This is a genomic window from Clostridiales bacterium (assembly GCA_015243575.1).
In the GTDB taxonomy this organism is placed as follows: Bacteria; Bacillota; Clostridia; order Peptostreptococcales; family Anaerovoracaceae; genus Anoxybacterium; species Anoxybacterium hadale.
The window spans coordinates 3,679,461-3,692,500 of the sequence record CP042469.1 but is presented as its reverse complement, the minus strand read 5'-3'; the positions used below and the strand labels follow the sequence as shown (position 1 = coordinate 3,692,500).

The window sequence follows — 13,040 nt, the reverse complement described above, 5'->3', positions numbered from 1 at the left end:
GATTATTCCATAAGCTTACGCAGTTTTTCTTGTGGTTTTTCTCCCAGCTCATTCATCAAGAGATTCTCAAGACGAAGGTATAGGCGTTGGGCTTCCGTTTTTCTCCCTGATAATAAGCAAAGCTTTATCATGCTGCCGCAGGCATCTTCATTAAGAGGATCAATGGATAAAATTACCTGATAGATTCTCTCGGCCGCCGCATAATTAAAATTATTTCTATGATAATCTGCAGCGGATAAAAGGGCCTTGATGAAGCTGCTTTCAAGGCTCCTCGATTTTGCAAAGGACCATTCGTAGGCTTTCCCCTGAAAAAGCTCACCGCCATAGAGCTCGATTAAAAGGTCCGTTGGATCGATGAAGCTGCCACGAGTGGCTTTGCTCAGGAGCTTTTCCAGTTCGTACAAGTCACAGGATATCAGGTCGCTGTTGATGCGGATTTCTTTATGAGTTGTAGTGATACACTTTTCAAGGCCAAAGGGGCTGAGGGCCTTGCGGATATAGTACACAGTCGTATTGATGTTCTTTAAGGCCTTGTCCGGATCTAAGTCGTCCCACAGAGTATTAATAATTTCATCGCGACTAACCTTACGCTTAAAAATAAGAAATGCAAAGAGCTCTTCTGTTTTTGGTGATCTCCAGCTGATACTGCTGAAACTTGAGTTACTGGGGGCAGCTTGAAACCCGCCAAGGCAGGAAACCCTTAAATACTGAGCGATTTGACGTTCTGCGCAGGCCCGTAAAAGCCGCTGGATTGTCCTCTCTAGACGGTCTTTTCCAATGGGCTTCATTAAATAATCCACTGCTTCCAATTCAAATGCAGTGACGGCGTATTCATCGTAACCTGTCACAAAAACAACGTTGATGGAACTGTCGATCTCCTGAATTTTACTTGCTAGGGTGAGACCGTCTACTTCCGGAATACATATATCCAAAAAAACAGCGTCAACCTTTGCTACTCTAATGTATCTCAATGCATCGGCAGCAGTATAAAAAAGTCCGCAAATTTCAACATCGGATAACTCTTTCAGCATATCTCCAAGCCGCTTTAGGGACAGCTCTTCATCGTCTACTAGAATGACTTTCATTTTGCCTCCGAAAATTTTCTCTTAATTTCAGCAGTAACGAACAATAACAGTATTTGGTTAGCTTACGGAATCTTTTTTAACAGCTAACTTAGCTTTAGCAGAAACTTTATCATTGCAGGGAAGCTGAAATGATACCTTTGTTCCAGATCCTTTTTGGCTCCAAATCTCAAGCTCAGTACCGTAGATCAGACGCAGTCGTTGATTGATATTCCAAATACCTACACCATTTTCATCAGGGATTTGATTCAAAAGCTGCTTCATTTGGGAAGGCTCCATACCGACCCCATTGTCTTCTATGGCAAATACAGCCTTTCCCTGATCTCTTTGAATAGAGATGATTACTGTGCCGCCGTTCACACAGGCCATCAGCCCATGTCGTACAGCATTTTCCACCAAGGGCTGCAGGATGAGTGGAGGGATTGGAAGATTAATGCTTTCGTCAATCGCATACTGGACATTGAGACGTTTTCCGAATCGCACCTTTTCAATATTCAGGTAAGCTTCCAGCAGCTCCGTCTCTTTTTTTACGGTAGTCAGGGAGTCAAGGGTTTTGAAATCGAAACTGCCTCTCAGATATTGAGACAGCTGTATGATCACATCTTCTGCTTTATCAGGAGACTCCCTGCATAAAGCAGCTATGGAATTTAATGCATTGAATAGAAAATGAGGCTTAATTTGTGATCTTAAAAAAGCAATTTCAGCATCCTGAGTGCGCTTCATTGATACCTTCAAATTCGTCAAGGCATCGTAATAGTGCATCGACAGCAGGAAAATCATCATAATTGCAAATATAATAATATAAATCTGACTCAGGGTTGGATCCTCAACAAGGGAGAGGGCAAAGAGGATGCAGTCAACCGAGTAAAGATTAATTGCAAGAATTGCGGTAAAAAGGAGCAAATAGTCAAGAAAATCAGTGCTCTTGCAGCGGAAAAACAATAGGGTAGTCCTTATGAAAAGAATCGTGAGAAGCACAGAGTTTAAAACCATGATAAAGGGATGAAGCTTGTAGTAAAGATAGATCGGAAGCAGCAGTACAGCAAGAAGATAGCTGCTGTAAAGCAGTGTAACGATTCTCATCATGCCAAGAGACACGATGCCCCTTCTTGTGTAATAGAATATAGCGGTTACAGCAATCAGGCTTGCCGACAGAAAAAAATCTTTCATTTTGAAGATCAATTCAAAGGGGATATAAGGCATAATCATAGCCAGCGGCCGCTGGTCGGTGAGACTGTTTCCGATTGCGAAGATAAGGCAAAAGACAGCAAATGCGAGGAGCGAGGATGCTTTTCTTTTGCAGATCTTGGCTGTGATAAAAAATATAAAATAAAGAAGTGAGATGGTGAGCAGGGTAATGAATACACTGAAGCCCAGCAGCTGATTCTTTTGCTGCTGATCCAGCATGGCAGATTGTTCTCCAAGCAGGAAGGCGGTTGGAATTCCCGAATTGATATATTCATAATTTGCTGCTTGTACAATAATTTCAACATCTTTGCCGCTGCAGTTATAGAACCCAAGTTTGGGGTTATTCCCTGACACATAGCTGGCAGCGTCTTCCGCAGGAACACCGTCTGAAATCAATTCAGCGCCGTTGACAAATACCTTACTGGAAAACCTTACATTTGCTTTTTTAAGACCGAGTACACCATGCTGTGGGATATTCTTTAAGACGAGGCGATACGTAGCATATCCAAAAACCGGTAGCTTTTCCCCGTTAAACTCTTTGCCGTTCCACAGGGAAGGGACTTTTAAAAAACCTGTCAGCTCAGGCGTGCTGGTGCTGTCTTGCTGAAAGTCTGTGGGCGTAAGAAGCTGATTCCAATAGAACTCCCATGTCCCATCAAGAGGAATTATGGGATGCTTGCTGACGTTCCAGTCTGAAAGATCCATAGACCCGTTTTCCGCTAGGGGATAAACATTGGTTGGTTCTTTGTGATCAAGGAGGATATCAAGAAGAACCGGCATAATCGCCAGTACGATAATAATTGAAATGATTAAAATGCGTTTTGTCAAAATAGTTACTCCTGTGCAACGGTCAAAGCTGTTGTTGTGGTTCTCATACCATTGACCGATTTATCATCACTTTACACTGTCAATGCCCATGTTGGCAAGCTCATCGGCACGATTGTTCATACTGGTAATATAAAGAAAATCCTCCATTGAGAAATCGAGTCCATTCCACTCCCGGAATTTTTCATAAATCGGCTCAATTTTTGTGCTTTTACTGTTTAAATTTACATGGCCCTTGACCCGATAAAAGCTGATTTCATGTCGGTTGATAAATGAAAATAGGGCTTCCCACAAATCTCGGTTTTCCACATCAGTCCTTTTTGAAGTCTTCCAGTTGTTTCGATACCAATTAACGTACCATTTCTCACGAAAACAGTTCATGAGATAGGAGCTGTCAGAAAAGACTCGAATCGTCAGGCGATCTTTTGTAAGTGCCTGAAATGCACTGAGAAGGGCCATCATTTCCATACGATTGTTTGTGGTGTTGATTTCGCCGCCAAAGAGTTCTTTTTTGTGGTCTCCATACTCCAATACAGCACCCCAACCGCCGATATTTGTTTCATTCTGATTCCCCGAACAGGCTCCGTCGGTATAAATATTAATCGCCTTCATCCCAAACATTCCTTTCCTTTTGCACGATAATGGTCGCATCTTATGCTATAATGATTTCAACGCTAAGCTTGTCGCTGTCTTAAATCTGAAATCATGGATTCAACTTTCGTTATGATATTATGATTATGCCCTAAAAAGTAAGGTCAGGCAAGCAGAACCTCCGCCTGAAAGGACGGCAGTGATCAGAGGGTGATTCTTTTGAGTGAAACAGGCAAATATGGAAGTTCCTGGGCCGCCGGGCATTTCCCCTTAGGACATTGTAAAACTATCTTAAAGCGTGCGTAATACGTTTGTAACATACATAATATATACTGTCTATATAATTTTATTGTATAATTTAGGCGGTTTATGCCCTAATATAACGGGAGTATAAAGATGACCCGTTGAAACGCACAGAAGTAAGAAAACTTTTAAGAGTTGAAATTTTTCTGCTGGATGCGTTATAAAAGCATGAAAATCGGAAAGGAGGAGATTGCCTGTGAAAAAACTTGTTGTTGTATTGATGGTCGTATTATCCATACTATTTAGTACAGTCACTGCCAACGCTGCGGCAGACCCGAATGTGATGCTTGTAAATCCTGCGCCGCTCAGCACAGTATATTCGAATAATCTCCTGATATCCGTAAAGCTGACGCAGCCGAAAAAAATAAAGGTAACAGTATTTGAAGAGAAACAAATTGTCAATGGCACACCTACGGCGGTCAATATCAATACGCTGATTATTTCCAACGGCTCGGTGAATTCCGCCAATTTGAAACCTTCTCTTATTGGTATTCCAGCCGAGTTCGCAAGTACTAATAATTTAAGTTTTTACACACAGCAGATCAATGGGCTCACTCCAGGACTATATCGGATCAAGATTGATACCATTGACGCTGCCTCAAGTGCAGTGCTCTACTCGAGCAACAGCTATTTTGCAGTACAAGAAAAGACAGAGGAAGCAGATACAAAAATCTTTGAAACACCGCAGTCCGGAACCATGCAGTTTCTGCAAAATTTGCTGAAAACCATATTTGGAGATTAAGGACGGCATAGAAGATGTCTAGGTCTATGATAGAAAAAGTTAAGAATATCAGTCTAGTAGCATTGTTTTTTTCGACAGTGCTACTATTATATTTTTTTTGGGGTAATATATCCTTTGATAGGATAGGCCTTACCGGCAGTGCTGACATCAAAGACGTACCAAAAGCAGAGCTTGTGGTAAAGCCTGACAGGATCGTGATCAATTTCGGCAATAATAACTATACGGTTATTTCATCGGGAAGCACAGCGATCTGGTATGATCCTGCCAACGCCGATAACATGGCGGGCGAGCTTAATTCCTTTGGTCAGGCAGGGGATATTCTGGTTGAGGAGATTACTTACGATAAATATGAGACCGTAACAAAGTACCGCTCCATTTGGACGGAATTTGCCTATGATATCCCAATGGCAGATTTCTGTTCAATTTTTGGCATTAAGAAAGCGTCGGGCTATGATGGAATCGAAACGGTAACAGCGGTCGGATACTCCACAGCTGTAGATAAAAATATTTTTATCTACGATGGCAAAAACCATAAATATTATCGTTTGGTAGCAGACAGCAGCAAGGCAAACAGTGCAGACTTTGCAAAGCTAATTTCTAAGGTGGAGGCACAGGGTTATACCGGGTATTATCCGGTTAGTGTCTATCTTGGAGAAGGCGTTGCAAACAGTACACTTCTTGTACCAGAGTCCATTGCTACCAATCTCAATGACTTCTCTTTCCGTCAGGACGCATATCCCTCTGAAACCGCCAAGATCACAGCTATCGCAGAGAATTTTTTTGGAGGAAATTTCGATTTTGTACGAAAGATCACAGAGGATAAGGGAACGGTAATCTATATGTACGGCTACGGCCAAAATGTATTGATTGTCAACACTGACGGAAGCATAGAATACAAAGAAGAGCAGGTGAGCGGCAGCCCCCAGCCGAGTTTTCTGGATGCATTGAATCTGGCGATGCAGTATGTTGAAGAACATGGGACATGGAAGTCTCTTGATGGAGCCAAGCTTACACCGTATCTGAAAAATGTGACGGTGAACCCCAATAAGAAAAGGGGATATCAGTTTGTTTTCGGGATGGAAGTCAACGGAACCCGTCTGTTCTATGAAGATGGTGATCCGATTGCCATTACCGTTACTTCCGGTCAGGTGACCTACTATAAAAGAAATATGATCGACTTTGATCAGGAGGCGCTTTCCTCCATGGAAACCTATTCGCCAGAAAGCGCATATTCATCGGTGAATCTTATCGCGCAAAATTATCAGTATATCTACAATGTTCTTGTGCAGACAGAGCTGATAAGCACAGCTGTAGCAGCAGAGGATATGTTTGAAACCATCGCGGCGATGGTAACAAATATGCAGACAGGATATTTACGGCTTGCGGACACGGGTATTACTGAGATTCAGCCGGTATGGATTGTATCTGTAGAAGATGTAAAGATCTATTTTGATCTTTATACTGCACAGCCATTAAGCTATTCCAAAGGCCGATGAAAGGGGCGGGTTGAATGGACTGGACGAAAGCAAAAACCATATTAATTGTCGCTCTGCTGGTAACAAATCTCGTTTTAGCCGGTGCCTACCTTTTTCAAAACATGAGATTTGAGGATGAGGCAGAGATGCAGGATGGAACCATAAAGCTGCTTGCAGCGAAAAAAATTTATTTGAAAACTGAAATTCCGGAGGAGCAGCCGCGGATGCCGAAATTGACGGTGCGGTTTGATACCATCAATGAGGACGATGTCAATGAGCTGATAGCCAGTCAGGTTTCCCTGCCGGAGACAGAACTGTCAGACGAAAATCTGATCGCCATAACCACTCAATTTATAAAAGATTGCGGCTTGATGACAGAAAATGTTACATTCCACAGTATTGAACGTGCAGAGGATGAAATCAAGGTGACCTATAAGAACTACATAGAGAATGTAGCCATCGAAGAAAGCTATATTCTTTGTACTTTAAAAGACGGAAAAATTGTAGAGTTCCGCAGATTCTGGCTTGATCCTGTAGAAGTGAGCAACTCCGAGAAGGAAGTAATGCCGGCTAGAGCAGCACTGGTCAAGTTTATGAGTGAAAATGCAGGAGACGAACCGATCTACATTCAGAATATTTCCTTGGTTTTTTGGCTGGATTCAAGTGCCTTCAATGCTGAGTCTCCTGTGACAGATACGGCTTTTCCTGCCTGGAAGATCCTTTACAATGACAACAAGGTTCGATATGTCACAGCATGGGAGTAATGACCGAAAGATTCTTCACTTCATCAAACAAGGCACACACAATCATCACAATTATGATCAACAATAAGGAGAAATCAAAAATGACTTTAAGCTTCTGTTCTTTTTCCAGCGGAAGCAGCGGGAACTGCTATTTAATAAAGTCTGAGACTACGGCCATTTTGGTGGATGCGGGGATCAGCGGAAAAAAAATTTTTGAAGGACTAGACATGACCAATACGCCGAGAGAACAGCTCGCCGCTCTGCTTATAACCCATGAGCATGTGGATCATACCAAGAGCCTGCGGACGATGATGAATCGGCAAAAAACCTTGAAGGCCTATGCAAATGCCATGACCTGGAAACAGATCAGCTGTCCCATCTGTGAAGAGCAGAAAGGGATCTTCCAGACGGGAGACACCTTTCTCATCGGAGATATTCTGGTAAAGGCATTTCCGGTTTCCCATGATGCAGCTGAACCTGTAGGATACACCTTCTCGTCAAGAGATAAAAAGATTGGCATCGTTACCGATACAGGATGCATGAGTGAGGAAATCATCTCTTCGATCATAGATACAGATATCCTGATCCTAGAGGCCAATCACGACGTGGATATGCTGAAACTGGGTAAATATCCATGGTTTTTGAAGCAAAGGGTTTTGGGAGCAGAGGGGCATTTATCCAATGAGGCTGCAGGGGAGACCATATTGCGATTGTTGTCCGAAAACAAGAAAGAACGGCAGGTTCTGCTGGCACACTTAAGCAGGGAAAATAACTTTCCTGAAATGGCCTACCAAACGGTTAAAAATATCCTGGAGGAAGCAGACTATTACATAGGAAAGCATTTGAAGCTCAATACAATCATCAGAGATGAGGTAAGCTTGATCTATGAGATTTAACAAATAGGGGGGATCAAACATGGAGAAAGATGAGTTTGACTTTAGCAGTACAAAAAATAGTGAAGGCGTGCAAGATAACGGTTTCGAATATGAAGGTCAGGGAACAGGAGCCTTTACAGGCGGAGCTGACGGCTCTGAAAATTATTCCGGTATCTATGGTCAGTATGCTGCAGATGCAGCTGGGGCGGCGGCAGGCGCTGCAACAAAAGTAACTGTGAAAAAACGGGGCGTTGGGCGTAAGATCGTTGCCGTGATCCTCGTGGTTCTTCTTTCCGCGGGAGCAGGTTTTGGCGGAGGGCTGGCAGCGCTGTACTATGGGCAGAATTTAATTGGCTCTCCGGCATCAAGCCAAATCACCATAACGCCCAGCGATAAGATCAATACAGCAGAAGCAATTGCTGCGAAAGTAATTCCTTCGGTAGTCGGAATCAGCACCAGCACCGAGGTAACCTATCAGAGCTTCTTTGGCACGCAAAAGGGGGTACAAAACGGTGTGGGTACAGGAATTATCGTCGATGAAAAGGGATATATCCTTACCAACTCCCATGTAGTAAGTGACGGAAACGCCAAGGAGATTGTTGTTCAGCTTACTGACGGAAGAGAGGTAACCGGGACCGTTCTGTGGAACGATAAAAGCATCGATTTGGCTATCGTAAAAATAGAGGCATTGAATCTCACCGCAGCGGAGCTTGGAAATTCCGATGAAGTTAAGATTGGCTCTTATGCAGCAGCAATTGGAAATCCACTGGGCCTGGCGTTTGACAGAAGCGTTACCCAAGGCGTTATCAGCGGACTAAACAGAACCATTGCGGTTTCTGACGGTCAGCAATCTCAGGTCACCATGGACGGTCTGATTCAGACCGATGCGTCAATCAATTCAGGAAACAGCGGCGGACCTTTGCTCAACAGTCAGGGTCAGGTCATCGGCATTAATTCTGCCAAGGCACAGACCGGGGAAGGCTTGGGATTTGCAATCCCCATCAACACGGCAAAACCGATCGTCGATGAGATTAAAACAAAGGGAGAATTCAAGCGCTCCTACATCGGTATCAAGGGCGGAAATGTGGCCGAATATCTGGATGCTTATCCGGAAGCAAATCTGGGGACCAAGACCGGCGTGTATATCGCACAGATTTATACCGATTCTCCGGCAGCAGCAGCGGGAATGAAGGAAGGCGACATCATCGTCAGCCTGGAAGATAAGAAAATTGAAACAATGACGCAGCTCATCAGTACCCTGTTCCAGTATCGTCCGGGAGATACGGTAAAGCTTTCGGTAATCAGGAACACAAGGCAGATGACCTTCAGCGTCAAGCTAACCTCCATGGATGAAGAGACTGGCAGACCGGAACTTCCTCAGTCGCCGCAATAAAAAGGACGCAAGGCTATCGCCAACTAGTAAGACTATCGCAACTGGTAGGACTATCGCCAATCAATAAGACGATAGCGAACTAAGATGAAACGCACGATCTCAGAAACCTTTATAGATGCATTGCGCCGGGGCCGCATTTCAGAATAAGAGAAATACGGTCCCGGCAAAATTATGTCTAGGGCAAAAATAAATCTTGAAGGGAAGAACTCTATGAATATCACTATTCTGTGTATCGGAAAGCTGAAGGAACGATACTGGACGGAAGCTATTGCGGAATACAGCAAACGCCTAAGCAAATATTGTACATTAACAATAAACGAATTGAAGGAAGAAAAAGCACCTGATAACCCTTCAAACGCTGAAGAATCGGCGGTTAAGGATGCAGAGGGAAAAAGCATCCTGAAACAAATCAAGAAAGATTCTTATGTAATTGTTTTGGCGATCAAGGGAAAAGAATTGGACTCCGAAGCTCTTTCGGAAAAGATCCGAACCTTGGGCATTTCGGGAAAAAGCGATATCACCTTTGTCATAGGAGGCTCGTTCGGCTTATCAGATGAGGTTTTATCAAGAGCAGATTTCCAGCTGTCTTTTTCAAAACTCACCTTCCCGCATCAGATGATGCGAGTAATTTTGCTGGAGCAGATTTACAGGAGCTTTAAGATCATAAGGAATGAAACGTATCATAAATGATGAAAACTGTATCATAGCCACGATATTATGCAGCATACCGAAACTGCGTTGCATTACTCAGATGAATTGAGTATGATAGCGGTAGAGTTAACTCAACCGCTATATCTGAGAAAGGGGTTTATGATACTTGAAAATCAATATCGAGGAATCCACTGAGTATAATGAGGTGGAAATTACGATTAAGTGTGCGAGCATTGATGAAAAGCTGGAGAGGCTGATTTCGGGGATCAGGCTCTTCAATTCCTCGATCAGCGGAAAGAAAGACGGGAGTATCTACTTTCTGAAGCCAGAGGACGTTTTATATTTCGACACTGTGGATGATTATCTGGAAGATGAATAAGAGGAGAAAAGCCGCTTGGAACAATAGCCTTGCAGCGTATAAGGAAAGGAACAGCAGCGAGGGATAAAAAGTAATAAGGCACAGCATACTGTTAATTGGAAAGGAGGCAGAGATGAAGACAGATACAAGAGTCATTAACGAGGTAATAATAGCGGTTGTAAGCAGCGGCGATATGATCATTTCAGACGTGGGTTCGGCGATTGATTTTATTGCGACGGTCAGTTATGAAACAGGGTGCCATGCTGTAATCCTGAACAAAGAAGCAGTAAGCGAGGATTTCTTTGACTTGAAAACAAAAATTGCGGGGGAGATTCTGCAAAAGTTCGTCCAATACCATATGAAATTGGCAATCGTAGGGGATTTCTCCCGCTATAGCAGTAAAAGTTTAAAAGACTTCTTCTATGAATGTAATAAAGGGCGTGATCTGTTTTTTGTATCGGATGAGGAGACTGCAATCGAAAAACTTGCCCCGCTGAGATAAGGCTGTGCGAGACTTGGTTACCTGCTGGCAGAAGCAAGAGGTGTGAACCCGGGACTTGCTTCTTTGCCTGTGCGATTCATGATTATGGAAGAATGCCCATTAAAATCTTCTAAAGGACATATCATATTTGTTATGTCTTTCTTTAATTTTTGTACAATTTGCAAAATTAGTGTTGAATACTGTATACATATTATATAAAATAGGTTAGGCGCTTTTTTGTGTGAGTTTAAGCGCTTCGTTTTATTTTACTGTTTTTGCGCAAGACTTTGACAGTTCATGTTCTTGGTTAGCTGCTATCTTGAAAGGAGAACCTGTTGTGAAAAAGCAAAAAAGATTGCGCACAATGCTACTGGCATACATACTCGTGTTGTGCAGCAATATTGTCGTGTTTGCAAATGAAACCGGAGAGCAACACAATCTAGGTGAATCACTTCCGATTTGGAGCGTGCTTCCATTCGTCGGAATGTTATTATCGATTGCGGTCTTCCCGTTGGTCAAGCCTGAATGGTGGGAACATCACATGCTAAAAGTTGTTATTTTTTGGTCTCTCGTTTTTCTTGTACCTTTTGGAGTTGTTTTTGGCAGCGAAATGTTGATCTTTAACATTCTCGAGATCGTTCTGCTGGATTACTTACCTTTCATTATTTTGTTATTTGGCCTGTTTGTGGTGGCAGGTGGTATTATCTTGAGAGGTACCTTGATTGGAACGCCAAAAGTAAATATTGTGCTGCTTTTAATTGGGACGATACTGGCCAGCTGGGTGGGAACCACCGGAGCAAGTATGCTTCTGATCAGGCCTGTGATCCGTGCCAATCAATGGAGAGAAAAGAAGACCCACATTATCGTATTCTTTATCTTTCTCGTATCCAATATAGGAGGCTGCTTGACTCCGGTAGGAGATCCCCCTCTTTTCCTAGGATTCTTAAGGGGAATTCCGTTCTTTTGGACACTGAAGCTTGCCCCTATGTTCCTGCTGAACACGGTAATCTTATTGACAGTACTTTACTTCATAGATCACTACTACTATAAAAAAGAATTGGCTTCAGGTAAGAGCCCTAGAGATGTTATGGATGACGGACCAAAGAAGCCATTGCGGGTGGAAGGACTTCACAATCTGATCTTTATGGGAATGATCATTGGAGCTGTTATCTTAAATGGGGTTCTTCCCAATTTCGCCGCATTTGCGGATCAGGTAACCGGAGAAATCCACGGAGTACATATTTTTGAAGGTGTAGTTGTAGGCTATAACAGTATCCTTCAGATGGTAATGATACTAACCGCGGCACTCCTATCCATGAAGACCACAAAAAAAATCATCCGGTCAGACAACTGTTTCACTTGGGTTAGTATCAAGGAGGTAGCGACCCTCTTTATCGGCATTTTTATTACCATGATACCTGCGCTGGCTTTGCTCAAGGCAAATGGATCGTCCCTTGGAGTTACAAATCCTTTGGAGTTTTTCTGGGCCACAGGAGCACTCTCATCCTTCCTGGACAATGCGCCAACCTATCTGGTCTTCTTGACCACCGCTGGATCGCTTGGCATGGCCAAAGGTCTTGCCACGGCAGTCGGCACAGTCAGTGTGAAAGTTCTGATGGCTATTTCAGCAGGTGCAGTATTTATGGGAGCCAATACTTATATCGGAAATGCTCCGAATTTTATGGTGCGGTCTATTGCGGAAGAAAATAAAATCGTAATGCCAAGCTTTTTCGGATACATGCTGTGGTCCTTATGCTTCCTTATCCCGCTGTTTCTAATCGATACGCTGATATTCTTCCGATAATGTTAGGACTGGGTCTTCAAAATAAGCTAATGATGTGATAAGAAAACACTATGCATGTCTTACCGTGCATAGTGTTTTTCCTTTGTCTATTCAAATTTCTTTGTCGCATTAAGGTATTTGCCGAGAATTCCGATGTTGGCATAGTACATGGAATACTTATCATCTTTCTTGACCTGTACAAGTTCTGCTTCCACCAGCTTTTTAATATGCTGGGATATTGTAGCCTGGGAATAGTCGAAAGCAGCGACTACATCTTTATTACAAACAGGAGTCCTGTTTCTGTTGCTCTGCATGATATAGCGGTAGATCTTAATCCTGGCGGGATGGGCAAGCGCGTCAGATACCCTTGCGATTAAAAGGATCTCCTCTTCCTGCATTTCATCGGATTCTTTTCTGAGTCTCATATTTTTATCTCCTTGCATGAAATTTTACATATAATCGTCTATTAACAATGCACTTTAAATTATACAATTTCCTTTTGGTTTCGTCAATATTCGAAAAATATAAATAGATTCTGTATGGTTTATGG

At 42.9% G+C, this 13,040-nt stretch carries 13 protein-coding genes; 9 read left to right on the top strand and 4 right to left on the bottom strand.

Annotated features, from left to right (window positions below):
- Positions 1 to 2 precede the first annotated feature (2 nt).
- The 3 genes from FRZ06_16275 to FRZ06_16265 form a co-directional block, all read right to left on the bottom strand.
- Complete coding sequence (locus FRZ06_16275; GenBank protein ID QOX64790.1) at positions 3 to 1,085, bottom strand: response regulator; 1,083 nt, start codon at positions 1,083 to 1,085, stop codon at positions 3 to 5.
- Between the two features lie 57 nt (positions 1,086 to 1,142).
- Entirely contained in the window at positions 1,143 to 2,975 is a 1,833-nt protein-coding gene (locus tag FRZ06_16270) for a histidine kinase (GenBank protein ID QOX65977.1), read from the bottom strand.
- A gap of 189 nt (positions 2,976 to 3,164) precedes the next feature.
- Positions 3,165 to 3,707: a ribonuclease HI gene (locus FRZ06_16265; protein ID QOX64789.1), complete on the bottom strand. Its 543-nt coding sequence runs from the start codon at positions 3,705 to 3,707 to the stop codon at positions 3,165 to 3,167.
- Positions 3,708 to 4,185: 478 nt separating this feature from the next.
- Here FRZ06_16265 and FRZ06_16260 point away from each other — a divergent pair, with 478 nt between their 5' ends.
- The 9 genes from FRZ06_16260 (at position 4,186) to FRZ06_16220 (ending at position 12,511) form a co-directional block, all read left to right on the top strand.
- Positions 4,186 to 4,731, top strand: a complete 546-nt coding sequence (locus FRZ06_16260; GenBank protein ID QOX64788.1) for a hypothetical protein — start codon at positions 4,186 to 4,188, stop codon at positions 4,729 to 4,731.
- A 26-nt stretch (positions 4,732 to 4,757) separates the two neighbouring features.
- On the top strand, positions 4,758 to 6,227 hold the full coding sequence (locus FRZ06_16255) for a hypothetical protein (GenBank protein QOX64787.1): 1,470 nt from the start codon (positions 4,758 to 4,760) through the stop codon (positions 6,225 to 6,227).
- Between the two features lie 14 nt (positions 6,228 to 6,241).
- Positions 6,242 to 6,970 carry a hypothetical protein gene (locus tag FRZ06_16250; protein QOX64786.1) on the top strand — a complete coding sequence of 243 codons (729 nt, stop codon included), beginning with the start codon at positions 6,242 to 6,244 and terminating at the stop codon, positions 6,968 to 6,970.
- Entirely contained in the window at positions 6,961 to 7,845 is an 885-nt protein-coding gene (locus FRZ06_16245) for an MBL fold metallo-hydrolase (GenBank protein ID QOX64785.1), read from the top strand. Before FRZ06_16250 ends, FRZ06_16245 begins: the two co-directional genes overlap by 10 nt.
- Positions 7,846 to 7,864: 19 nt before the next feature.
- On the top strand, positions 7,865 to 9,217 hold the full coding sequence (locus tag FRZ06_16240; GenBank protein QOX64784.1) for a PDZ domain-containing protein: 1,353 nt from the start codon (positions 7,865 to 7,867) through the stop codon (positions 9,215 to 9,217).
- 210 nt (positions 9,218 to 9,427) lie between these two features.
- Positions 9,428 to 9,907 carry a 23S rRNA (pseudouridine(1915)-N(3))-methyltransferase RlmH gene (gene rlmH / locus FRZ06_16235; GenBank protein QOX64783.1) on the top strand — a complete coding sequence of 160 codons (480 nt, stop codon included), beginning with the start codon at positions 9,428 to 9,430 and terminating at the stop codon, positions 9,905 to 9,907.
- A 127-nt stretch (positions 9,908 to 10,034) separates the two neighbouring features.
- The gene (locus FRZ06_16230) at positions 10,035 to 10,247 is read left to right on the top strand and encodes a hypothetical protein (protein ID QOX64782.1); all 213 of its coding nucleotides are present in this window, start codon (positions 10,035 to 10,037) and stop codon (positions 10,245 to 10,247) included.
- Between the two features lie 112 nt (positions 10,248 to 10,359).
- Positions 10,360 to 10,728, top strand: coding sequence for a DUF4180 domain-containing protein (locus FRZ06_16225; GenBank protein QOX64781.1), 369 nt, complete (start codon positions 10,360 to 10,362; stop codon positions 10,726 to 10,728).
- Between the two features lie 343 nt (positions 10,729 to 11,071).
- Positions 11,072 to 12,511, top strand: coding sequence for a sodium:proton antiporter (locus FRZ06_16220; protein QOX65976.1), 1,440 nt, complete (start codon positions 11,072 to 11,074; stop codon positions 12,509 to 12,511).
- An 86-nt stretch (positions 12,512 to 12,597) separates the two neighbouring features.
- Here the strand turns inward: FRZ06_16220 and FRZ06_16215 are convergent, their stop codons facing one another.
- The gene (locus FRZ06_16215; GenBank protein ID QOX64780.1) at positions 12,598 to 12,933 is read right to left on the bottom strand and encodes a winged helix-turn-helix transcriptional regulator; all 336 of its coding nucleotides are present in this window, start codon (positions 12,931 to 12,933) and stop codon (positions 12,598 to 12,600) included.
- Positions 12,934 to 13,040 lie beyond the last annotated feature (107 nt).

What these genes read in the sequence shown, in the direction of transcription:
- FRZ06_16275 (QOX64790.1), bottom strand. Translation starts at nt 1,085, where the DNA reads ATGAAAGTCATTCTAGTAGACGATGAAGAGCTGTCCCTAAAGCGGCTT.
- FRZ06_16270 (QOX65977.1), bottom strand. Translation starts at nt 2,975, where the DNA reads ATGGATCTTTCAGACTGGAACGTCAGCAAGCATCCCATAATTCCTCTT.
- FRZ06_16265 (QOX64789.1), bottom strand. Translation starts at nt 3,707, where the DNA reads ATGAAGGCGATTAATATTTATACCGACGGAGCCTGTTCGGGGAATCAG.
- FRZ06_16255 (QOX64787.1), top strand. Translation starts at nt 4,758, where the DNA reads ATGATAGAAAAAGTTAAGAATATCAGTCTAGTAGCATTGTTTTTTTCG.
- FRZ06_16250 (QOX64786.1), top strand. Translation starts at nt 6,242, where the DNA reads ATGGACTGGACGAAAGCAAAAACCATATTAATTGTCGCTCTGCTGGTA.
- FRZ06_16245 (QOX64785.1), top strand. Translation starts at nt 6,961, where the DNA reads ATGGGAGTAATGACCGAAAGATTCTTCACTTCATCAAACAAGGCACAC.
- FRZ06_16240 (QOX64784.1), top strand. Translation starts at nt 7,865, where the DNA reads ATGGAGAAAGATGAGTTTGACTTTAGCAGTACAAAAAATAGTGAAGGC.
- rlmH (QOX64783.1), top strand. Translation starts at nt 9,428, where the DNA reads ATGAATATCACTATTCTGTGTATCGGAAAGCTGAAGGAACGATACTGG.
- FRZ06_16225 (QOX64781.1), top strand. Translation starts at nt 10,360, where the DNA reads ATGAAGACAGATACAAGAGTCATTAACGAGGTAATAATAGCGGTTGTA.
- FRZ06_16220 (QOX65976.1), top strand. Translation starts at nt 11,072, where the DNA reads ATGCTACTGGCATACATACTCGTGTTGTGCAGCAATATTGTCGTGTTT.
- FRZ06_16215 (QOX64780.1), bottom strand. Translation starts at nt 12,933, where the DNA reads ATGCAAGGAGATAAAAATATGAGACTCAGAAAAGAATCCGATGAAATG.